Origin of the sequence: Bacteroides sp. D2, assembly GCF_025147085.1 — a bacterium.
GTDB lineage: Bacteria > Bacteroidota > Bacteroidia > Bacteroidales > Bacteroidaceae > Bacteroides.
Map to the genome: position 1 here is coordinate 1225259 of NZ_CP102261.1, position 22822 is coordinate 1248080.

Sequence of the window (22822 nt, forward strand, 5' to 3'; positions counted from 1 at the left end):
TTTATACTTCCTTATTGAATTAATGCCACAAAAATACAATAAAACTTATTGCTGTTTATAGAAAATTGCAGATATTTGTGGACTATAACAGCAACAACGTATATGGAAAAGATAGGAATATTCTGTTCCGCCTCCGATAACATTGACAAAATGTACTTCGAAAGCGCCAGCCAAATAGGCAAATGGATGGGGCAGACAGGCAAAACCTTGATATATGGAGGAGCCAGCCTCGGATTAATGGAATGCATAGCTCGTGTCGTGAAAGAAAATGGCGGTAAGGTCATTGGAGTAGTTCCTGCCAAACTGGAAGAGAATGGCAAGGTAAGCAGTCTGTTAGATGAAGAAATTCATACCCGTAACTTGAGTGACCGCAAAGATATCATAACGGAGAAGTCGGAGGTATTGGTTGCACTCCCCGGAGGCGTCGGTACTCTTGATGAGATTTTCCACGTAATAGCCGCTGCCTCTATCGGATATCACCGGAAGAAGGTCATTTTCTACAATGAATATGGTTTTTACGACGAGCTATTAAAAGCACTCCACACCCTGGAGAACAAAGGTTTTGCACGACAGCCTTTCTCAACCTATTACGAAGTAGCAAACACATTAAATGAATTAAAAGAAAAAATAAACTGATCCTATATGATAGACTCCATCAAACAACTTTTGCAACAGGAAGCACAAGCTGTGCTCAACATCCCCGTAACAGACGCTTATGAAAAAGCGGTGAAACTGATTGTAGAACAAATACATCAGAAAAAGGGAAAACTGGTAACTTCCGGTATGGGAAAAGCCGGGCAGATTGCTATGAACATTGCTACGACTTTCTGTTCCACCGGTATTCCATCCGTCTTTCTGCATCCCAGCGAGGCGCAACACGGGGATTTGGGTATCTTACAAAAAAACGATCTACTCCTGCTGATCTCTAACTCTGGCAAGACACGTGAGATTGTGGAATTAACCCGCTTAGCCCATAATCTGGACCCGGATCTGAAGTTTATCGTTATCACCGGAAATCCGGATAGTCCGCTGGCAAAAGAATCGGATGTCTGTCTAAGTACCGGCAAGCCTGCAGAAGTCTGTGTGTTAGGGATGACTCCTACTACATCCACTACTGCCATGACAGTGATCGGAGATATATTGGTAGTACAAACCATGAAGGAAACAGGATTTACTATCGCTGAATATTCAAAACGTCACCATGGCGGTTATCTGGGAGAAAAATCAAGATCACTATGCGAAAAGTAATCGGTATCGGAGAGACCATCCTCGATATCATCTTTCGAGGTGACCAGCCTTCTGCCGCCGTACCGGGAGGTTCTGTATTCAACGGTATTGTCTCATTGGGACGAATGGGAATAAACGTCGGCTTCATCAGTGAAACCGGAAATGATCGTGTAGGCAATATTATCCTGCAGTTCATGCGTGAGAATCATATTCCAACCGATCATGTAAATGTATTCCCGGATGGAAAATCACCCGTATCTTTAGCCTTCCTGAACGAGCAGAGTGATGCCGAATATATCTTCTACAAAGACTACCCGAAGCAACGTCTGGATGTTTTGTTTCCGAAACTAGAGGAAGACGACATTGTCATGGTGGGTTCTTATTACGCACTGAATCCGGTTCTGAGGGAGAAGATTCTCGAATTACTAGATCAGGCACGTGAAAAGAAAGCCATCATCTATTATGACCCGAATTTCCGTTCTTCACACAAGAATGAAGCCATGAAACTGGCTCCGACCATTATTGAAAATCTGGAATATGCGGATATTGTACGCGGTTCTTTAGAGGATTTTCTATATATGTATAACATGCAGGATATAGACAAGATTTACAAGGATAAAATCAAATTCTACTGTCCCCGGTTCATCTGTACTGCAGGTGCGGAAAAGGTAGCGTTACGCACTAATCTGGTCAATAAAGATTATCCGATAGAACCATTACAAGCAGTCAGTACTATTGGAGCTGGTGATAACTTCAATGCAGGGCTGATCTACGGATTACTCAAATACGATGTCCGATACCGCGATCTAAATAACTTGAATGAAGAGATCTGGGATAAAATAATCCAATGCGGGAAAGACTTCGCAGCTGAAGTTTGCCGAAGTTTCAGCAATTCGGTTTCGGTGGAGTTTGCACAAAAATACAAGTGATATTACAAATAAGGATTTGGATATAAGTAATTCATCCAGCGAAATCCCTATTTTCATAAAATCCATATTAAGTTAATCTGTCAACCTTAACTTAATATGGATTTCCTTATCTTTGCAAACAACCATATTCAATAAGCAATCTTACTTAATATATGAAAAGATTTATTTTACCTCTATTGATAATCTTTATCTTCATCAGTTTACCAGCAAAAGCAAACGATGAAGTAAAAACATTGTTAAAAGTATTAGATAAATCTCTACAAAACAAAGCTAGTTATACCCAACAAAAGCAAAGACAGATAGACAGCCTGAAAATAATATTAAGACAATCCAGGGATATTCGAAAGAAAGTTGGGACAGCACAGTCTCTTTGTTTTGAGTATTCATCTTTCCAAAAAGATTCCGCTTTAGCCTATGCCATCCACATGAACAGGTTCGCTCAAGAAAGTAATGACAAAGAACTTTTAATTGAAGCTAAACTGGATTATTCAAGAATATTATCTTCGATGGGCTTTTTCAAAGAAGCTTTGGCAATTACCAATTCGATGCAACAAAAGCAACTATCTCCTAAACTCAAAGCTGAATATTTTCTCGGACAAGTCACGATCTACAATCACCAGAAAGCTTTTGCTTCCAACGAGGACGATTCACAAGAAAATGATCTGATAGCACAAATATATCGCGATTCGCTGCTCCAATGCAAAGAAGTCCCATCAAACGTACGAGCTTTTATAACCGCACCAACTCTTCTTTTCCATAAAAAGTATGATGATGCTATTCATATACTGGACAGCACTTATCAAAGTTATACACCCTATTCAAGAAATGCCGGAATCATAGCATATTCTCTGGCATCTGCCTATCAAGGTAAAAATGATCATGAGAATACGATTAAGTATTTCGCAATATCCGCCATTTCTGATGTATTAAATGGAGCTAGAGAAAACCTCTCTTTAAAAATATTAGCCAAACTAATCTTTGAGAGTGGGGACATAGACCGGGCATCTAAATATATGAAAAATGCAATGGAGGACGCTATCCTATGTAATGCGAGAATTAACACCATCGAAGCCTCAGATATGTATCTTTTCATAGATAAGGCATTTCAAGAAAAGGAGAAACATAAATTTATCATCATAACGGCATTGCTCATTGCATTATGCATTGTCTGCATTCTGCTATTCATCCTGTCCGTACAACTGAAAAAACAAAAAGGTAAAGTGGAACAAGCTAATGAGAGTTTGTCTTATCATCTTTACGAAATACAACAAATGAACTCAATATTGGCAGATAACAATAAAATCAAAGAAGAATATGTAGGGCTGTATATGGAACAATATACCAGTTATATCAGTAAAATTGCCAATTTTAAGAAAAGAGCACTCAAAATAGCCAAAAGTGAAGATATAAAGAAAGTAACCTCTTTCCTCCACTCCTCTCTCAATACAGAAGAAGATCTGGCTGAATTTTATAATAACTTCGACAAAGCAATCCTGAATCTCTTTCCGAATTTCGTCGAAGATTTTAACGCATTGCTTTTACCGGAAAATGCAATCATTCCAGGACCCGGCAAACTCTTAACACCCGAATTACGGATCTTCGCACTTATCCGACTGGGAATTACAGACAGTGTGAAAATAGCTCATTTCTTACAGTACTCATTATCGACCATCTATAATTACCGCTCAAAAATGCGGATCAAAGCAAATGGAGACCGGAATGAATTTGAAGAAAAAGTAGCTCGAATCGGACAACAAATCCGGGAATAACAGTGCATTAATCATACAGCATCATTTACATTTATCAGAGATTCCCTGACCAAATATTCCCTGATTATCAACAACATACCCTAAACAATCATTTACAATCTGCTCACTCCCCTTTTAAAAAGTAACCGAAATAAGGTATTTTTGTAGGGTCACAATAAAACCTGCGAACTAATTCAAATTACTATTTATATAAACACCACTTAAATAAAAAATTATGAACGGCCTATTACTTAATGTTATTTGTGCTTTCACCATTGCAAACACAAATCCTAACATAGAAAAAGCACAGCAAACTTTGGATGCTCTTTACCAAAACTATGCAGCACCCAACACCTGTCTTTTACGTGAGAATTATCCTTTTGACCAAGACAGTAAGGCAACTTATCTAGCATCAGAAGAACAAGCAAAAAGACGCAATGAATATTCCTACCTTTGGCCGTATTCGGGTACATTCTCTGCAGTAAATGCATTACTGGAGAGCACTGGAAATAAGAAGTATAAAAAGCTTCTGGAAAACAAAGTACTACCAGGATTGGAAGAATACTTCGACACACGAAGAGAACCATTCGCTTACTCATCTTATATCAGCAGCCAACCTCTCTCCGATCGTTTTTATGATGATAACGTCTGGTTAGGTATCGATTTTACCGATTTTTATCGAATGACAGGAAAACAAGCTTATCTGGAGAAAGCTAAACTAATATGGAAGTTTATCCTTAGTGGTAAAGATGACGTACTCGGCGGAGGAGTCTACTGGTGCGAACAAAAGAAGGAATCTAAAAATACTTGTTCTAATGCACCGGGAGCCGTATTCGCTCTCAAACTATTTCAAGCTACTCAAGATGATGCCTATTTAAAAGAAGGAAAAGAGTTATACGAATGGACTAAAAAGAACCTGGAAGACTCAAAAGATCATCTATACTTTGACAACATCTCACTCAACAAGAAAACCGGTCGTGCCAAATTTGCCTATAACAGTGGACAAATGATGCAGGCAGCTGCCCTACTCTATCAAATTACCAAACAGAAAAGTTATCTGGAAGATGCACAAAATATAGCAGAAGCGTGTCACAAGCACTTCTTCACTCAGTTCACCTCTCCAGACGGACAAACATTCCAATTACTGAAAAAAGGAAATATTTGGTTCACAGCCGTTATGCTTAGAGGCTTTATTGAACTTTATCAGATAGACCATAACAAGACTTATCTAACCGATTTCCAGAGAAGTCTTGATTACGCATGGCATCATGCCAGAGATGAACGAGGCTTGTTCCAGACAGATTGGAGCGGCACAGATAAAAACGAGAAAAAATGGCTCTTGACACAAGCTGCTTTCATAGAAATGTATGGAAGACTAGGCGGAATCGATTTACAATAATCACTTTTAATAACCCTCTTAAAAACAATAGAGATATGAAGAAAAGAAATATCGGAATATGTATCATCACGACCACCCTATTAATGGGAGGTCCTGCCAAAGCTACAGAACTTATCCTGGCTAAGGATCATACCAATGTGGTCAATCAAGCAGCTGAAATTGCCGCTTATAAAAGTAATCGTCCACCCGTAAACAAGCGGCTTTTTAAATCAAAAGCCGTGGAAGCAGAAATCATCAGGGTGAAAAAGCTACTTACTAATCAAAAATTGGCATGGATGTTCGAGAATTGTTTTCCAAATACCCTTGAGACAACAGTTCATTACCGTACAACAGACGGTAAGCCTGATACTTTCGTCTACACAGGAGATATCCATGCCATGTGGTTACGTGACTCAGGAGCACAGGTTTGGCCTTATATACAATTAGTGAATAAAGACCCGGAATTGAAGAAAATGCTCGAAGGAGTGATACGCAGACAATTTAAATGTATAAATATCGATCCATACGCCAATGCTTTCAATGATGGGGCTGTGGGAGGAGATTGGATGTCCGACCTGACCGATATGAAACCGGAACTGCACGAACGTAAATGGGAAATAGATTCTTTATGCTATCCATTACGTCTGGCCTATCAATATTGGAAAGAAACCGGTGATGCAAGCATCTTTGATAATGAATGGATACAGGCCATCGCCAACATACTGACAACTTTCAAGGAACAACAGCGCAAAGAGGGAGTGGGTCCCTATAAATTCCAGCGTAAGACAGAACGCGCACTCGACACATTAAACAATAACGGTCTAGGTGCTCCTGTAAATCCTGTCGGACTCATTGTTTCAGCTTTCCGTCCGTCTGACGATGCAACCACTTTACAGTTCCTCGTACCGTCTAATTTCTTCGCTGTTTCTTCTCTAAAGAAAGCTGCGGAAATTCTGAATGTTGTAAACAAAAACACCAGTCTGGCGAAACAGTGCACAGATTTGGCACAAGAAGTAGAAACCGCATTAAAAGAATATGCAACTTACAATCATCCTAAATATGGTACAATCTATGCTTTTGAAGTAGACGGATTCGGAAATCATCTCTTAATGGACGACGCCAACGTACCAAGCCTGCTGGCAATGCCTTATCTGGGAGATGTAGACATCAACGATCCTATTTATCAAAACACACGTCGTTTTGTATGGAGCAAAGACAACCCCTACTTCTTCAAAGGAAAGGCAGGAGAAGGTATTGGAGGACCTCACATCGGTTATGATATGATATGGCCTATGAGTATCATGATGAAGGCATTCACCAGTCAGGACGACCAGGAAATTAAGTCTTGCATAAAAATGCTGATGGATACAGATGCAGGAACAGGATTCATGCACGAATCTTTCCATAAGGATGACCCTAAAAACTTCACACGCGCCTGGTTTGCATGGCAAAACACCTTATTTGGTGAGCTCATTTTAAAGTTGGTCAACGAAGGAAAAATAGATCTATTGAACAATATTCAATAAAGCAAACTTAGGTTACTTCTCATTCAGGGCGCTCTTCTATAACGAAGAAGCGCCCTTTTTTAACACGTAAATTACTATTAACTTTGGCTAATTATAGCAAAGGAATTACCACATCTTCGGGTAATTCTTATCTTTGCAGTATACGATTCAAGACAAAGAAACTATGTATAGAAACCTGTTAAGCTGGCTTACTGTTTTATTAGTGCTCCCATCATGTTCTGGCACATCACCTGCTATATCTGTGGTATGTGAAGAAAATAACGTAGGAAACTGTATTATCAAATGGGAAACAGCACCGGTATTAAAAGGACAGGTAAAAGTATACACCTCTACTTCTCCTGAAGCTATTCCGGAAGATTCTCCCATTGCAATGGCAAACATTTCCAGTGGTAAAATGACAATCGTAACCAACGATCCGTCTCAACGTTATTACTACTTGATGGTATTTAATAACAAATACCGGGTTAAAGTGGCCACCCGCAACATTAACATCCCCGGCATACAGAATTTCCGCGATTTAGGAGGATACGAATCTGCTGGTACCGGAAAATCTCTTCGCTGGGGAATGATATACCGTTCCGCACAAATAGACAGTATTCCTCCCTGCTCACGCCGGGAACTCAAGAATATGGGCGTACGGACGATTATAGACTTACGTTCTGAAAATGAACGCCACAACTACCCGCAATTGCATGATGATGAATTTAATATCATACATATCCCTATTCTCACAGGGAACATGGAAGAAATTCTGCAAGGAATTCAGGAAGAGAAGATAAAAAGTGACACTATTTATCGTTTGGTAGAACAAATGAATCGGGAATTAGTTATAAACTACCAAAAGGAATTCAAAAAGCTGTTCACCGTCCTTCTCGACCGTACTCATTATCCGGTTGTGATTCATTGTACATCCGGGAAAGGGCGTACAGGGGTCGTTTCCGCCTTATTGCTTGCCGCTCTTGGAGTCAACGAAGACGTCATTATGGAAGACTATCGTTTGAGTAATGACTATTTTAATATTCCCAAAGCTTCTCAATATGCATATAAGTTATCGGTCAATTCGCAAGAAGCCATTACAACCATCTACTCTGCAAAAGAAGATTTCCTGAACGCTGCCAAAGAACAGATTGAGGCTGAATACGGGAGCGTACAGACCTATCTGAAAAAGGGAATCGGACTTTCTGCAGAAGAAATTGAACAGTTACGCAGCATCTTACTAACTGATAATTAATAGTTGATAAGTGATAAAATAGGGTGGCGTCTATAATAATTATCTACTATCAATCATTCATTATCAACTAAATTAACTATCTTTGCAGCCGAAATAAAAGATATACAGAGATTTAATGAAGACATTTGAAGAGCTTGGCGTTTCTCCGGAGATACGTAGAGCAATTGAAGAAATGGGATACGAGAATCCCATGCCGGTACAAGAAGAAGTGATTCCGTACCTTTTAGGAGAAAATAATGATGTAGTAGCTCTTGCACAGACAGGAACAGGTAAAACAGCCGCATTCGGTTTGCCCTTGCTCCAACAAGTTGACGTAAAAAACAGAATTCCACAATCGCTTATCCTCTGCCCTACCCGCGAGCTCTGTCTCCAGATAGCAGGAGATTTGAACGACTATTCCAAATACATTGATGGACTAAAAGTATTACCTGTATATGGTGGTTCTTCTATTGACAGCCAGATACGCAGCCTCAAACGAGGAGTACACATCATTGTAGCTACACCCGGACGCCTGTTGGACCTGATGGAACGCAAAACCGTTTCCTTGTCTACCATCCACAATGTAGTAATGGATGAAGCGGACGAAATGCTTAATATGGGGTTCACAGAAAGCATCAACGCCATTCTGGCTGATGTACCGCAGGAACGCAACACTCTATTGTTTTCCGCAACAATGAGTCCGGAAATCGCACGCATTTCCAAAAATTACCTGCGCAATGCGAAAGAAATCACTATTGGCCGCAAGAATGAAAGCACCAACAACGTTAAACACGTTGTTTATACCGTACAGGCTAAGGACAAATACGAAGCTTTAAAGCGTATCGTCGATTACTACCCACAAATATACGGTATTATTTTCTGCCGTACCCGTAAAGAAACTCAAGAAATTGCCGACAAATTAATGCAAGAAGGCTACAATGCCGATTCTTTGCATGGTGAGCTTTCTCAAGCACAACGGGATGCTGTTATGCAGAAATTCCGCATCCGCAACTTGCAACTGCTCGTGGCAACTGACGTGGCTGCCCGCGGACTTGATGTAGACGATCTGACGCATGTTATCAATTACGGATTACCAGACGATACAGAGAGTTATACACATCGCAGCGGACGTACAGGACGTGCCGGAAAAACAGGAACTTCCATTGCCATCATCAACCTCCGTGAAAAAGGAAAGATGAGAGAAATCGAACGGATTATCAGCAAAAAATTCATTGTCGGAGAAATGCCAACCGCAGCAGGTATCTGTCAGAAGCAACTGATTAAGGTTATTGATGATCTCGAAAAAGTAAAAGTAAACGAGGAAGAAATTGCTGACTTTATGCCGGAAATCTATCGTAAACTGGAATGGTTGAGCAAAGAGGACCTGATTAAACGAATGGTTTCTCACGAATTTAACCGTTTCGCCGAGTATTATCGCAACCGTGCAGAAATAGAAGTACCGACTGACATCAGAGGAGAACGTACCGGACGGGGTGACCGCAAAGAAGGTGGTTTCGAAAAAAGAAGCCGCCAAGCTGCACCGGGCTTTAACCGCCTGTTTATCAATTTGGGTAAAACAGACAGTTTCTTCCCTAGTGATCTTATCGGACTGTTGAACAGCAATACACGGGGACGTATCGAGTTGGGACGCATTGACCTAATGCAGAACTATTCTTTCTTTGAAGTGCCGGAAAAGGAAGCGACAAATGTAATCAAGGCGCTGAATAGGGCTAAATGGAACGGACGCAAGGTAGTTGTTGAGATTGCCGGCGCCGGTGAAGAAAGCGGAAAAGGACGTGAAAACGGTTCAAATGAGCGCAAGGGAGGTAAACGATTCGGCGGCAAAAGCGACGAACGTGCACCGCGCTATGAGAATAAGGATAGAAAACCGAAAGATGCTTCTGCAAAAGACTCAAAGTCAACAAAAAAAGATAAACCTAGTCGTGCTGATCGGGGATACTCTGATGCTCGCGGTCCGAAGAAGAAAGATGACTGGCAAGAGTTTTTTAAAGATAAAGAACCTGACTTCAGCGAAGAAGGATGGGCACGTAGAAAACCTAAGAAGAAATAAATATGAAGCAAGCATAATCCGTAGATTTGTACATTATTAGTCAGAGATCTTTATGTTACAACTAATTACCATCTTGACATTCTAATGAGAAGGAACAACATTATCCCTATTCTATCTTATTGAAAAAAGACAACTGTTCATACAGAATCTACTTTTGTGTTTCTAATAAACTTTCTTATCGTTTTTAATAAACGATATTCCTATTTATTAAAAACGATAAGAAGTCTATCTACTGCAAACAATTCAATTTTATACAACAAAAAAGGTTGCAAACTCATCAAAAGTCTGCAACCTTTAGTATATAATAAATTTCCTCTTCTTCTAAAGAGAGGTAAATCGTCGGCAACTCTGTTCTAATATTATACTATTCATACACATAATTTCCAATCAATAAGTTTCTTTTCTGATCACAAAGATACAAAATAAAAAGTCGTTTGTCAAGTTCTTATTTCAAAACACTCCATCTATTAGTTATAAAGCAGCTATACAAAAGCACGAAATTGGGACAAACCTCTCTATTGTAACGTGATCTATCCATTCTGAGATTATAGCAAAGGAGTGCAGTGGCCCAATGTCATCCAGCCTCGTCCGGCAGATTACACTTTCGCTTCCATGCCCAATCCGGTAGGTAGCTATCGGAGGGATTTCACTCTGCCCGATTCATGGAAGGGGAGAGATATATTCATCCGTTTCAATGGTGTAGAAGCTGTTTTTTACATCTGGATAAACAGCAACCGGGATTACCAATCGAAAGACATTCAATAAACAGCTCTCTTTATAGGTAATTCCAAGATATGTTTTCCTGCTTCCAATTTTACTGCACGCTCTCCTTTCACATTGTCGGGTGCATAAAAGGTAGCAGTGCTATTTGCCGGAACAGTTACATGATAGACAATACGGTTCTTTTTACGTTCCCATTTAGAGCAGATTTCCCCATAAGGTGATTGATATCTGGCTTCGAGCTCATTTAATCCACTGGGGAAATTAGGCCGAAGGAGAATATGTTTGAATCCGGGATTTTCGGGGTCAGGGAAGATTCCACCCAATCCTTTATAAAACCACCCTCCAATTTCTCCGAACATCATGTGATTGTCTGATATGTCACGTGTGGCATTCAAATCCCAGTTCTCCAGTAATGTGGTAGCACCATTGGCAATCCAGCAACCCCATGATGGATAAGTGTCTTGTGCAGCTAATTTATAAGCCGTTTCGGCTTCACCGTTCTCACTTAACGCATTCAATATAGCTTTTGCTCCCAACACACCTACATCCAAATGAAAGCCGGCTGCTTCCACCTGTTTTGCCAGATTCCGGGCTACTTTTCTCTTCAACTCTTCGGGAACAATGCCCCATTGCAAAGGAACGCTCTGTTCCGTCTGAACGCCGCTACCATAAATGCCCGTTTCTCTATTCAGAAACTTGTCATTAATCGCGTTCTTTATCTTATTGGCAAGAGCAGAATAATATTTATAGTCTTCCGTTTTATTAAACATCTTTGCGGCATTGGCAAGTATTTTGGTGTCCACATAGAAATAGACAGAAGAGGTCAGTTCCTTGGAAGAATGTGATTTAACAGGCACCCAGTCTCCTCTTCCCCATGAGGTCAATCCGGTCGGACTGGTGCGATCCACATAGTCTACATATCGCTTTATATTTTCATAACAGTCTGCCAACAGTTTATGATCGCCATAAAACATATAAATATTCCATGGAATAAGGGCAATAGTGCTTGTCCAATCCAGTCCATTATCCGTACCATATCCCCAGCCTCCTGTAGGAATAATATCGGGAAGTACACCATTAGGCTGTTGCTCATCTCTATGGTCGGCAAGCCATTTCTCATAAACAGTGATACCGTCATAATTGTATAATGCCGTTTCAATAGCAAAATGACCGTCGCCTGTCCATCCGTTCTTCTCACGCTGGGGACAGTCGGTGGGATACCCCATCAAGTTGGACAAATAGGCATTATTTGTAGCCCACCAAAGACGGTTGATAAGTGCGTTCGAAGTATGAATCATCCCTTTCTGCGGAACATCACTATGCACAAAGTAAGCTGTCAGATTATTCTCATTCAATACAAGGGGGTTAGTGCTTGTTACTTCCACGTATCTGAAACCTTTATAATTGAATCGTGCCATAAATTCATCCTCTCCCTTTCCACTCAAAACGAGGATGTCCGTTTGAAAAGGATCGGAGTTGTCTACCGGGCGGTGATACACATCAATATTTGACGTATTCACTCGTCCGTTGTCATACAACCGCTCACCATGTTTCAGTCTCACTACAGTTCCCTCTTCCCCGGACACTTTAATGCGGGTGACTCCTGCCATATTGCGGGCAAAATCGAATACATACGTTGTATCATTAAGTTTCTTCCAGATTTTTACGGGGATTGTTTCTACTGCACGAATCGGCTGCACTTGTTGTGACACCACATTCTGTGAAGGAACAGCCCTATATCCTACTCCATTCCATTTAGAATCGTCAAAGTTCACGGTATTCCAGCCTTTCTGTTCCAAACGAGCGTCGTAATGCTCGGCTGTATAAATGCTATTAAAGATCAATGCGCCGGATGAAGTTTTCCAGTCCCGCTCCGTAGAAACGACTTCAACGGAACCATCCTCATAAGTAATCCGCACATCCATACAAAAAGCAGGACGGTTACGCCAAGGTGCACGATGAAAGTCCCACACGGCCATTGACTGATGATTATACCATCCATTGCCCAGCAACACACCAATCGCATTTTTCCCTTTCTGTATTTGGGAAGTAATATCATAAGTGACGTAGAAATTACGCCTGTCAAACCGGGTATATAGCGGGTCCAGCCGGTGGTTTCCAATCTTCTCACCATTGATATACAGTTCATACAAACCTGCTACGGCAATATATGCCCTTGCCGACCGTATCTTCTTTCGTGCATCAAACACTTTCCGGAAATAGGGAGCAGGACGGTAATTAATATCTTTGTTATCGCTAATCCAAGCCCCTTGCCAGTGTTCCATCCCCATCATGCCCGTTTCGAAACTATTAATAGCCGAAGAAGATTTCACTCCATCCTTATCCCATACATTCACTCTCCAATAATACTTGGTAAAAGGACGAAGTTCCTGTCCGGAATAGGTAATCAGAATCTGTTCGGAGTCCTTTTTGCCCGAATCCCAGATAGTTCCTTTCCCTGCAATCAATTCAAGAGAGTCTTTGTCTACGATGACTTGACAGGCTGTTTGCCGTGCTCCTTTTCGAGCATCATTCAGCATCCATGATAACCGGGGAGCAGGATTATCTATTCCCAAGGGATTCACCAAATAATCACAAACCAGATTCACTGGTTTACAGCTGCCTGACTCTTGTGAAAATGCTGCTTGCAGCATTAAAAATAGTAATCCCGGTAATAGTGTCAATCGTTTCATTTTATCCAAAAATTAGTTTGTATTTTCTTTCAATCGGATGCCATATTTACATCGCGTGCTAATTTACGAAAAATATTGTATGGACGCTTTATCTACTTGCCTCAAAAAAGCTATATCTTTGCGGCCCGAATATATACTTGACTATGAATAAAGTTAATGGTTTACTATATGGGCTGCTTTCATCGGCTTCTTTTGGACTTATCCCTCTATTTACCATTCCTGCCATGCAAGCAGGGATGCAATTTGAATCTATACTTTTCTATCGTTTCCTGTTTGCCTGTCTGGCGTTAGGCGGAATCTTATTGGTGAATGGTCAATCATTTCGCATCAAGAGGCAGGACATTCCTTCCCTGTTTCTTCTTGCGCTTCTTTATTTAATGTCTGCCGTATTCCTGTTCTGGGGATATAAGTTTATGGCTAGCGGAGTTGCCACCACTATTCATTTCATGTATCCGGTGCTTACCACGTTAATCATGATGCTCTTCTTTAAAGAAAAGAAGTCCGGCTGGCGGATCGCTGCCATTGCATCCGCAGTGGCAGGAGTTTATTTCTTATCCGGCGGAGATACAAAAACGGGAAGCTTTTCTTTCCTGGGACTTTTCATTGTTCTTCTGTCGGCACTCGGATATGCGCTTTATCTCGTCACAATGAGCCAACTAAAAATTGGACAGATGAAGGGGCTACTGCTTACTTTCTACGTATTCCTTTTCGGAGGTATTCTCCTTTTTATCGGAACGGAAACCATCAGCCAGCTTCAACCCATCAGCAAATGGCATACTGCCGGCAACTTGATTCTATTAGCTTTAATCCCTACCGTAGTTTCTAATCTTGCTCTAGTAAGAGCCGTAAAAAGCATCGGCTCCACACTCACCTCTGTGTTGGGAGCTATGGAGCCGGTAACTGCTGTATGTGTAGGTATCTTTCTTTTCGGGGAAGCCTTCACCACAAGCATTGGTGTAGGTATTGCACTGATTATCGCTGCCGTAATCGTTATTATATTAAAACGATAAAAAATGCGGTTTCATCGGAATATTTACTTCATCGACCCATTTTTAATTCCTGAATAAGATGGGCTGCCTTACCGTATTTCTCTATGATAAAGAGCATATACCGCACATCTACCCCGATGCAACGCTGCAAATCTGGTTCGAATACGATATCACTGCTCATTGCTTCCCAGTTGCCATCAAAAGCCAAGCCTAGTAATTCTCCTTTGGCATTAAACATGGCACTGCCGGAATTACCGCCTGTAATGTCATTGTTGGAGATAAAACAAACATTCATATCTCCCTGCGCATTGGCATATCTTCCGAAATCACCGGAAGAAAGCAAACTCAACAACTCCGGCTGAACGGCAAAGTCAATATCACCCGCATGTTCCTTCACTTTCTCAAAAATGCCTTTCACGGTTGTGTAGTAATCATAAGTGGCTCCATCAAAAGGAGTATATCCTCCAACCGTTCCGAAACTAAGCCGCATGGTAGAGTTGGCATCCGGATAAAAATTACGATCAGCATACATCCGGCGCATGGCTGCATTGAACAAACGCTCCCCCTCCTCTATCTGCTCGGAAGCCTCGGAAATGCTTTGATTCATCTCATAATACTTCACAATCAAATCCAGACTTAAGGAAACAGCCGGATCCTCTATGAGATTATAAGTAGTATCTCGCTCCAGAAAGCGTTTTAAGCCTTTAGGAGACGTTATATTGGAAGTTGCATACAAAGAGTCTACATAGGTCTGAATATTCCCGTTGTAGAGCGTATCTATCTTCTCATACATAGCAGGCAGAAACTTTTTATCCACTTTCGACTGATACTCTTTGAGCATGGCAGCAAAAACCTCCTTATCAATGGAAAGATCGAGATTATCATACTTCTCCAGTAACTTTTTCATGCGGGTTATCACCAACTTCTCTTCCGCCTCAAAGTCGAAATTGAGAATTTCAAGAGCGAGCTGCACTAACTCGGGACCATTTATAAACGATTCACCGAAATAAGCCAACGCACGATTGGTTTCACGGCGATTACTATAACTCAACTCTAAAGAAGAAAATAAACGAATCAGTTTCTCTCTCTCTTCCGGATGAGACTGAATCCAGTTACGAAGCTCTGCTTCAGCCACCCGCTTCTTTTCCAACACTTTCAAATGCTTGATGGCTTTATTCGTTCCGATGCTATTCTTCCAATAATTGGAGCTTTCATCGTATTTTGAAGCATACTTAATGCGAATATCCGGACGACGGTCCATCTCCCGTTTCCAGATGGTTTGTTTCACTCCCCGTACATCAATCATTGCCTGATTGATTCCATTCATCATCTCTTCGATACCATACGAGGAAAGGTAACGTTCCGTACTGCCCGGATAGCCAAGCGTCATGCAGAAAGAACCTTCTTTGTATCCATCCAAAGAAATGGGTGCTACATATTCGGGATGATAAGGGACGTTTTCAGGAGAATAATCCGCCGGACCATTCTTGGTATTAGCATAGATACGAAATACGCTGAAATCGCCCGTATGACGCGGCCACATCCAATTATCCGTATCCCATCCGAACTTCCCGACAGAAGAAGGAGGTGCAAAAACCAGGCGGACATCATTATAATCACGATAAACAGATAGCCAGAATTCATTCCCTGCATAATAAGCATCTACAATACCAGTCAATGTAGAATCCTTTTCGGAGACTTCCATACTGATTACATTCATAATCGAATCAACAGCCACACGGCGTTCTGTTTCCGTTTTAGCATGCCGGGCGGCAGACAATACGCGTTTAGTAACATCTTCCGTACGAAGCAGGAAACGAACATACAATTCCGGATTCGGCAGTTCTTCCTCAAGACTACGTGCAAAGAAGCCATCTTTCAGATAATCATGTTCCACTGAAGAATGTTGCTGAATACTGCTAAAGCCACAATGATGATTAGTAAACACCAGACCGTCTTCAGAAACCACCACTCCTGAACAGAAGCCTCCAAAACTGACAACAGCATCTGCCAGACATGGTTTCTTCGGATCATATATTTTATTCACAGGCATCTGCAAACCAAGTTCTTTCATTACCCGGTCAGTCTGTTTATTCTTTCGGAGATTTCCCAACAACCACATTCCCTCATCGGCAAATACATTCGACAGACAGAGAGAAAAGACTATCAAGACGGTTAGTCTGAACTTCATATTATTATTTTTAGATTCATTATTCTGTAATCAGCCTCAACTTCTTCGTTCCTACGCGGGCTTTCAGCCATTCGCTGATTTTCTCTTTTTCAGCAACAGACGGATGTCTGGCGAATTTAAGGACAGCCAATGTTACCGTATCCGTCTTCATCGAATCGACCCGCACTTCGAGCGAGTGAGCGATGGAAAGAGTTGTGATGGAAGGATAAAGTACCTTCAATTCGGGTACTAATGTACGACTCATAGCATCGTACGTTCTGTATTGCTCCAGTGTTGTCTCCAGTTGGGAAATTTTCACCGCCTGTTGTTGAAGCCGTTGCTCACTGTTTTTATAGAAGTCTTCCATGACCATGGCACGGATAGAAGATACATCTACCGCCTCATTGTTCATCCCCTGTAATACAATCAGTTTCGTATCTTCCAGCTTATACTCTTTCAACTTGCTACGAGCAATAGATATCGAAGCGTCAGGCACTTCAGGACCAATCAAAACAACCCGTACTTCTTTATGGTCATAGCTAATTTTCTTATCAAGTACCTGCGTATTCTCAAAGCTCAACTGATCGTTTATAAAACGATTGGCTGCTGCTTCATAGAAAGTGCTCTTTATAATTCCAAATGTCAGATAAACTGCAGGGCACATGGTAAGCACTACAATCAGAACGATGTATTTACGTACGGTCTTCTCACGGGTTTTATCCACAAACTCTTTCCGTTGGAAATGCATCACACGAACACCGAGGAAAGTAGCCAGGCTGATAAAAACAGAGTTGATAAAGTAAAGATAAAAAGCACCCAGGAAATAAATGAGATTACCGGAAGCCAGCCCGTAACCTGCCGTACAAAGCGGCGGCATCAATGCAGTAGCAATGGCAACACCCGGAATCACATTCCCTTTTTCCTTGGTAGAGAGAGCCACGACACCTGCCAAACCACCAAAAAGCGCGATGAATACATCATAAATAGTGGGCGATGTACGTGCCAGCAACTCTGACTGTGAACCGGCAATAGGGGCAAGAAGGAAAAAGATTGTTGCCGTAGTCACACTGAAAGCAGTCGTTATGAGAAAGCTCTTCAAAGAGCGTTTCATTAATTCAAAGTCATTCAGTCCGACAGACAGTCCTACTCCCATAATAGGTCCCATCAATGGAGAAATCAACATGGCACCGATAATAACGGCAGTGGAGTTCACATTCAATCCGAGTGATGCCATGAATATGGCAAAGATCAGAATCCATAAATTGGCACCTTTGAACTCTACCCCCTTACGGATAGAATCCACTGTGGCCAGTTCGTTATCCTTATCTTTCCTCAAGTCCAGATATTCTCCCAGAAAGGACTTGATAGCAAACTTATTACGTTCATCTGTCTTCATAGTTATTTCTTCTTTATAAATCGATTAATAACAGGAATCTGACTCAATGGTAAATCCTTCTTGATAATATAAGCTATAAATAGCAATAAGAGTACGGTACGGAAAGCGAGACGGAGCACTATATTAGGGATAGGAACCTGCTCTCCAATAACGTAAAGTACCGCTGCCAGCAGAACATAAAGTCCCAGGCTCTTCAAGTCATAATGAATCGGGTATTCTTTCTGTCCTATCCAGTAGGATAGCAGCAAGATGACTGCATAGCCTGCAACAGAAGCCCATGCCGAAGCAAGATAACCGTAAACCGGCACAAACAGGATGTTCAATACGACAATAATAACACAACCAATCACCGAGAAGTAGGCTCCCCAATAGGTCTTATCCGTCAGTTTATACCAAAAGGAAAGGTTGAAATAGATCCCTTTACAGATCTCTGCAAGCATTACAATAGCTACTACCCCCAGGCCTTCCCAGTAACCCCTTGCCACCAGATAACGCAGCAAGTCGAGGTAGAACATGACAGCAAGGAAAGCCAGCAAGGAAAATATAAGAAAATACTTCATCGCAGCGGCATACATCTTCCGGTTGTCTCCTTCTCGGTCTTTGCCAAAAACAAACGGTTCGTAAGCATAACGGAAAGCTTGCGTAAACATTGCCATCACCATCGCAATCTTACTGGTTGCTGCATAGATACCCAATTGCACCAACCCTTCCTGCCGGTCTTCAAAAAGAAACGGATAGATCATCTTATCCACAGTCTGATTTAGAATACCTACCAAACCTAAGATTAATACCGGGAAAGAATATACGACCATTCGTTTCAGCAATACCCGGTCCAACTTATAAGCAAACCCCGTCAGTTCCGGGATAAAAAAGAACATCTGAACAACCGAGATAATCAGGTTGCTAATAAAAATATATCCCACTAAATAATCCGGATCATAAAACCAGGAGATAGTTGACGGACAATGTACATTCAGCCACGGGCACACCAGTAGGAAAAATAGATTCAAACCGATGCCACCAACGATAGAGAGCAGTTTGATAGCAGCAAACTTAATAGGCCGCTTTTTATACCGTAAATAGGCAAAAGGAATGCATTGGAAAGAGTCTAAAGCTACCACAACAGCCATCATCGCTATAAACTCCGGATGATCGCCATAATCCAGTAAATTGGAAATGGGTTGCAGGAATAACAGGCAAAGGAAAACAAAAATCAAAGATACCCCTCCTACCGATAACAAGGAGTTGGCATATACTTTCATCGGGTCTTCTCCCGATTTGTTGGCAAAACGGAAGAATCCCGTTTCCATACCGAACGTAAGCAGTACAAGCATCAGGGCTGTAAACGCATATACGTTTGAAACAACTCCATAACCTCCGGTGGAAGCTGGCAATACCGCTGTGTACAAAGGCACCAGCATGTAGTTAAGGAATCGTCCGACAATACTACTCAACCCATAAATTGCCGTATCTTTAGCTAATGATTTTAGTCCAGCCATGTTTTATTAGTGATTATCATTCAGATTGGTTCAACGTTTCTTCTTTTGTTTGAACAACCAATCCATAAATCCGGGATAATTGAAAGCCGGATTCCAGCTCCCATGATTACAACCGGGGAATTCAATATATTCCACATCTGCACCGGCAGCTTTCAGTGCTTTATACGCTTCGCGAGAACCTTTCACCGGAACTACATCGTCCGCATCTCCGTGAAAGATACGAAATTTCACATCCTTGGCAACCGATAGCCGACTTGGATTGACTGTACCGCAAATAGGAACTGCAGCTGCAAAAATCTCCGGATAACGCACGACTAAATCATACGTTCCCATCGCTCCCATTGAAAGACCGATAATATAAACCCGTTGTGTGTCCACTTCGGGCATTACCAGATAAGAGTCGAGCAACTGTTTAAGCGTTTGCAATATAGGACTGATCTCTTGTCCCACTGGCATTTCTGTAGGGATAAGCGACTTCGGACGTCCTGTATAAGCCCAGTAACCGTCTGTCGGACACTGTGGAATTAGAACGAAAGCGGGATACTTCTCTTGATTGACCGGATTAAGAAACATCTGTCCACCATGAGTCAACTGTTTCTCATTATCATTTCCCCGTTCGCCGGCTCCATGCAGAAACAGTACGAGCGGATACTTTTCACCTGGCTTCACCGATTCGGGATGAATCATCCGATAAGGTAAAGAGTCTCCTTTAGAAGAGACAAAAATATCCCTCCCATATTCCTGTTGAGCCGATAAAGACAAGCTCAAAAAGAGAAAAACAAGTAAAGTAGTCCATTGCTTCATCATCCAACTATGCTTTATAAAGTTCTTTTATACCGTTAATACCACTTGTCACATGACGCTTTATGTTAGTCATTAAACAGCGTTTTTTGACTGTTATAAAGACTTCTTCCCAAATGTTTATAGGCAAGTTCGGTCACCTCACGTCCACGGGGAGTACGCTTCATAAATCCTTCTTTTATCAGGAAAGGTTCGTAAACTTCCTCAATGGTTCCCGCATCTTCTCCCAAAGCCGTGGCAATGGTAGTGATACCTACCGGACCACCTTTAAATTTGTCTATAATGGTGCAAAGTATCTTGTTGTCTATCTCATCCAGGCCGTACTTATCAATATTCAGTGCTTCCAATGCAAACTGGGCGATCTCCGTATCGATAGAACCGGAGCCTTTCACCTGCGCAAAATCACGTACCCGACGAAGCAAGGCATTGGCAATACGGGGCGTTCCGCGGCTACGGGAAGCGATCTCCGATGCTGCACGTACCGAACAAGGCACATCCAGTATGGACGCAGAACGACGAATGATATTGCTCAAAATATCATCATCATAGTACTCCAAATGAAGATTAATACCGAAACGTGCACGAAGCGGGGCCGTCAGCAGACCGCTACGTGTGGTTGCACCAACCAGCGTGAAAGGATTCAAATCTATCTGGATGCTGCGTGCCGAAGGTCCCTTATCGATCATAATATCGATGCGGTAATCTTCCATCGCCGAATAAAGATATTCCTCCACCACAGGCGACAGCCGATGAATTTCATCAATAAAAAGCACGTCGTTCGGTTCGAGGCTGGTCAATACACCTGCCAGGTCACCCGGTTTATCAAGTACCGGACCGGAAGTTACTTTAAAGCCAACTCCTAATTCGTTAGCGATAATATTCGAAAGAGTTGTTTTTCCTAATCCGGGAGGGCCGTGCAACAGCACATGGTCGAGTGCTTCGCCACGCAGACGTGCCGCCTTCACAAAAATGCGAAGGTTTTCCACCACCTTGTCCTGCCCGCTAAAGTCTTCAAAGCTTAACGGACGGAGTGCATTCTCGAAATCCCGTTCTTTTGAAGTAAGCTGATGTTCGCGTATGTTAAAATCTTCCTGTTCCATTTATTTCTTGAAAGTAGGAGACAAAGATAGAGATTTACATTCATTTTCAGTATAAGAAAGACGAAGATTTAGTTTATTTGAAACGTAATAACTACTTTTGCACTATCTATATACACGTTATCAACTATGGTTCTAAATTACATTTGGATAGGATTTTTCGTCATAGCCTTTATCATCGCTCTTATAAAAGTGATTGTTTTGGGAGATACGGGGATATTTACGGCTATCATGAACTCTACATTCGACTCCTCCAAAACGGCATTCGAGATATCGCTAGGACTTACGGGTGTACTGGCCCTTTGGTTGGGCATCATGAAAATCGGCGAGAACAGCGGATTGATTAATGCGCTGGCCCACTTTCTTAGTCCGGTGCTTTGCCGCCTGTTTCCGGACATTCCTAAAGGGCATCCGGTGTTAGGCTCCATCTTTATGAATATGTCTGCCAACATGCTCGGTTTGGACAATGCCGCCACCCCGCTGGGACTGAAAGCGATGAAAGAACTGCAAGAACTGAATCCGAATAAGGATACGGCTTCCAATCCGATGATTATGTTTTTGGTGATTAATACATCCGGCCTTATCATCATTCCAATCAGTATCATGGTGTATCGTGCACAAATGGGGGCTGCACAGCCTACGGATGTATTTATCCCTATCCTGCTAAGTACTTTCATTTCAACTTTAGTAGGAGTCATAGCAGTCAGTATCGCTCAAAAGATAAACTTAATCAATAAGCCTATTCTCATTTTAATGGGTGTTATCTGTCTTTTCTTTTCGGGATTGATTTATCTGTTTCTAAGCGTTTCACGAGAGGATATGGGTACTTATTCTACATTGATAGCGAATATTCTGCTGTTCAGTGTCATTATCCTGTTTATTCTGACGGGAGTCAGGAAAAAAATCAATGTATACGATTCGTTTGTAGAGGGAGCTAAAGAAGGATTTACGACAGCTGTACGTATCATACCCTATCTGGTTGCTTTCCTTGTAGGAATCGCCGTGTTCCGCACTTCGGGAGCTATGGATTTTCTAGTGGGAGGCATTGGCTACATAGTAGGCTCATGCGGAGTTGATACAAGCTTTGTAGGGGCACTGCCTACTGCATTGATGAAATCGCTTAGCGGTAGCGGTGCCAACGGATTGATGATTGATACGATGAAAGAACTGGGACCGGATTCGTTTGTAGGGCGTATGAGTTGCGTAGTACGCGGAGCTTCAGATACCACATTCTACATTCTGGCCGTTTATTTCGGCAGTGTAGGAATTACCAAAACTCGTAATGCAGTGACTTGCGGTCTGATAGCTGACTTTTCGGGTATCATAGCCGCTATCTTAATCAGTTATTTATTTTTCTTTTAAATC

General features: G+C 41.7%; 17 protein-coding genes. 11 read left to right on the top strand and 6 right to left on the bottom strand.

Annotation, left to right across the window (positions count from 1 at the left end; translation table 11 throughout):
* Positions 1-102 precede the first annotated feature (102 nt).
* The 9 genes from NQ505_RS04270 to NQ505_RS04310 all read left to right on the top strand — a co-directional run bounded on the left by NQ505_RS04270 (position 103) and on the right by NQ505_RS04310 (position 10854).
* On the top strand, positions 103-636 hold the full coding sequence (locus tag NQ505_RS04270) for a TIGR00730 family Rossman fold protein (protein ID WP_008998253.1): 534 nt from the start codon (positions 103-105) through the stop codon (positions 634-636).
* Positions 637-642: 6 nt separating this feature from the next.
* Entirely contained in the window at positions 643-1248 is a 606-nt protein-coding gene (locus NQ505_RS04275) for an SIS domain-containing protein (protein WP_004298060.1), read from the top strand.
* Complete coding sequence (locus NQ505_RS04280; RefSeq protein ID WP_004302990.1) at positions 1236-2156, top strand: carbohydrate kinase family protein; 921 nt, start codon at positions 1236-1238, stop codon at positions 2154-2156. The genes NQ505_RS04275 and NQ505_RS04280 overlap by 13 nt, the downstream gene beginning before the upstream one ends.
* A gap of 152 nt (positions 2157-2308) precedes the next feature.
* The gene (locus tag NQ505_RS04285) at positions 2309-3925 is read left to right on the top strand and encodes a DUF6377 domain-containing protein (RefSeq protein WP_004298058.1); all 1617 of its coding nucleotides are present in this window, start codon (positions 2309-2311) and stop codon (positions 3923-3925) included.
* Between the two features lie 214 nt (positions 3926-4139).
* Positions 4140-5303 (top strand): glycoside hydrolase family 76 protein, encoded by a 1164-nt coding sequence (locus NQ505_RS04290; protein ID WP_004298056.1) that lies wholly within the window; start codon positions 4140-4142, stop codon positions 5301-5303.
* Between the two features lie 35 nt (positions 5304-5338).
* A complete protein-coding gene (locus NQ505_RS04295; protein WP_008998254.1) occupies positions 5339-6808 on the top strand; it encodes a glycoside hydrolase family 125 protein in 1470 nt (489 codons plus the stop codon).
* Positions 6809-6971: 163 nt separating this feature from the next.
* Positions 6972-8039, top strand: coding sequence for a tyrosine-protein phosphatase (locus tag NQ505_RS04300; protein ID WP_004311910.1), 1068 nt, complete (start codon positions 6972-6974; stop codon positions 8037-8039).
* 115 nt (positions 8040-8154) lie between these two features.
* Complete coding sequence (locus tag NQ505_RS04305; protein ID WP_008998255.1) at positions 8155-10089, top strand: DEAD/DEAH box helicase; 1935 nt, start codon at positions 8155-8157, stop codon at positions 10087-10089.
* Between the two features lie 558 nt (positions 10090-10647).
* Positions 10648-10854: a sugar-binding domain-containing protein gene (locus tag NQ505_RS04310; RefSeq protein ID WP_004298051.1), complete on the top strand. Its 207-nt coding sequence runs from the start codon at positions 10648-10650 to the stop codon at positions 10852-10854.
* Here NQ505_RS04310 and NQ505_RS04315 read toward each other — a convergent pair.
* Entirely contained in the window at positions 10848-13505 is a 2658-nt protein-coding gene (locus tag NQ505_RS04315; RefSeq protein WP_004298048.1) for a glycoside hydrolase family 78 protein, read from the bottom strand. The genes NQ505_RS04310 and NQ505_RS04315 overlap by 7 nt on opposite strands.
* 143 nt (positions 13506-13648) lie before the next feature.
* Here NQ505_RS04315 and NQ505_RS04320 point away from each other — a divergent pair, with 143 nt between their 5' ends.
* On the top strand, positions 13649-14515 hold the full coding sequence (locus tag NQ505_RS04320; protein WP_004298047.1) for a DMT family transporter: 867 nt from the start codon (positions 13649-13651) through the stop codon (positions 14513-14515).
* Positions 14516-14543: 28 nt separating this feature from the next.
* Here NQ505_RS04320 and NQ505_RS04325 read toward each other — a convergent pair whose 3' ends face one another.
* The 5 genes from NQ505_RS04325 to ruvB all read right to left on the bottom strand — a co-directional run bounded on the left by NQ505_RS04325 (position 14544) and on the right by ruvB (position 21460).
* A complete protein-coding gene (locus NQ505_RS04325; RefSeq protein ID WP_004298045.1) occupies positions 14544-16685 on the bottom strand; it encodes a S46 family peptidase in 2142 nt (713 codons plus the stop codon).
* Positions 16686-16704: 19 nt separating this feature from the next.
* Positions 16705-18060 carry a TIGR00341 family protein gene (locus NQ505_RS04330; protein ID WP_004298044.1) on the bottom strand — a complete coding sequence of 452 codons (1356 nt, stop codon included), beginning with the start codon at positions 18058-18060 and terminating at the stop codon, positions 16705-16707.
* Positions 18061-18062: 2 nt separating this feature from the next.
* On the bottom strand, positions 18063-19559 hold the full coding sequence (locus NQ505_RS04335) for a polysaccharide biosynthesis C-terminal domain-containing protein (RefSeq protein ID WP_004298043.1): 1497 nt from the start codon (positions 19557-19559) through the stop codon (positions 18063-18065).
* Between the two features lie 30 nt (positions 19560-19589).
* The gene (locus NQ505_RS04340; RefSeq protein WP_004298042.1) at positions 19590-20366 is read right to left on the bottom strand and encodes a dienelactone hydrolase family protein; all 777 of its coding nucleotides are present in this window, start codon (positions 20364-20366) and stop codon (positions 19590-19592) included.
* A gap of 62 nt (positions 20367-20428) precedes the next feature.
* Positions 20429-21460 carry a Holliday junction branch migration DNA helicase RuvB gene (gene ruvB, locus NQ505_RS04345; RefSeq protein ID WP_004298040.1) on the bottom strand — a complete coding sequence of 344 codons (1032 nt, stop codon included), beginning with the start codon at positions 21458-21460 and terminating at the stop codon, positions 20429-20431.
* A gap of 126 nt (positions 21461-21586) precedes the next feature.
* Here ruvB and NQ505_RS04350 point away from each other — a divergent pair, with 126 nt between their 5' ends.
* Positions 21587-22819 carry a nucleoside recognition domain-containing protein gene (locus NQ505_RS04350; protein WP_004298038.1) on the top strand — a complete coding sequence of 411 codons (1233 nt, stop codon included), beginning with the start codon at positions 21587-21589 and terminating at the stop codon, positions 22817-22819.
* Positions 22820-22822: the final 3 nt, after the last annotated feature.

Excerpts from the sequence above, each read along its gene's own strand:
- NQ505_RS04270 (WP_008998253.1), top strand. The coding sequence starts at position 103 with ATGGAAAAGATAGGAATATTCTGTTCCGCCTCCGATAACATTGACAAA.
- NQ505_RS04275 (WP_004298060.1), top strand. The coding sequence starts at position 643 with ATGATAGACTCCATCAAACAACTTTTGCAACAGGAAGCACAAGCTGTG.
- NQ505_RS04280 (WP_004302990.1), top strand. The coding sequence starts at position 1,236 with ATGCGAAAAGTAATCGGTATCGGAGAGACCATCCTCGATATCATCTTT.
- NQ505_RS04285 (WP_004298058.1), top strand. The coding sequence starts at position 2,309 with ATGAAAAGATTTATTTTACCTCTATTGATAATCTTTATCTTCATCAGT.
- NQ505_RS04290 (WP_004298056.1), top strand. The coding sequence starts at position 4,140 with ATGAACGGCCTATTACTTAATGTTATTTGTGCTTTCACCATTGCAAAC.
- NQ505_RS04295 (WP_008998254.1), top strand. The coding sequence starts at position 5,339 with ATGAAGAAAAGAAATATCGGAATATGTATCATCACGACCACCCTATTA.
- NQ505_RS04300 (WP_004311910.1), top strand. The coding sequence starts at position 6,972 with ATGTATAGAAACCTGTTAAGCTGGCTTACTGTTTTATTAGTGCTCCCA.
- NQ505_RS04305 (WP_008998255.1), top strand. The coding sequence starts at position 8,155 with ATGAAGACATTTGAAGAGCTTGGCGTTTCTCCGGAGATACGTAGAGCA.
- NQ505_RS04315 (WP_004298048.1), bottom strand. The coding sequence starts at position 13,505 with ATGAAACGATTGACACTATTACCGGGATTACTATTTTTAATGCTGCAA.
- NQ505_RS04320 (WP_004298047.1), top strand. The coding sequence starts at position 13,649 with ATGAATAAAGTTAATGGTTTACTATATGGGCTGCTTTCATCGGCTTCT.
- NQ505_RS04325 (WP_004298045.1), bottom strand. The coding sequence starts at position 16,685 with ATGAAGTTCAGACTAACCGTCTTGATAGTCTTTTCTCTCTGTCTGTCG.
- NQ505_RS04330 (WP_004298044.1), bottom strand. The coding sequence starts at position 18,060 with ATGAAGACAGATGAACGTAATAAGTTTGCTATCAAGTCCTTTCTGGGA.
- NQ505_RS04335 (WP_004298043.1), bottom strand. The coding sequence starts at position 19,559 with ATGGCTGGACTAAAATCATTAGCTAAAGATACGGCAATTTATGGGTTG.
- NQ505_RS04340 (WP_004298042.1), bottom strand. The coding sequence starts at position 20,366 with ATGATGAAGCAATGGACTACTTTACTTGTTTTTCTCTTTTTGAGCTTG.
- ruvB (WP_004298040.1), bottom strand. The coding sequence starts at position 21,460 with ATGGAACAGGAAGATTTTAACATACGCGAACATCAGCTTACTTCAAAA.
- NQ505_RS04350 (WP_004298038.1), top strand. The coding sequence starts at position 21,587 with ATGGTTCTAAATTACATTTGGATAGGATTTTTCGTCATAGCCTTTATC.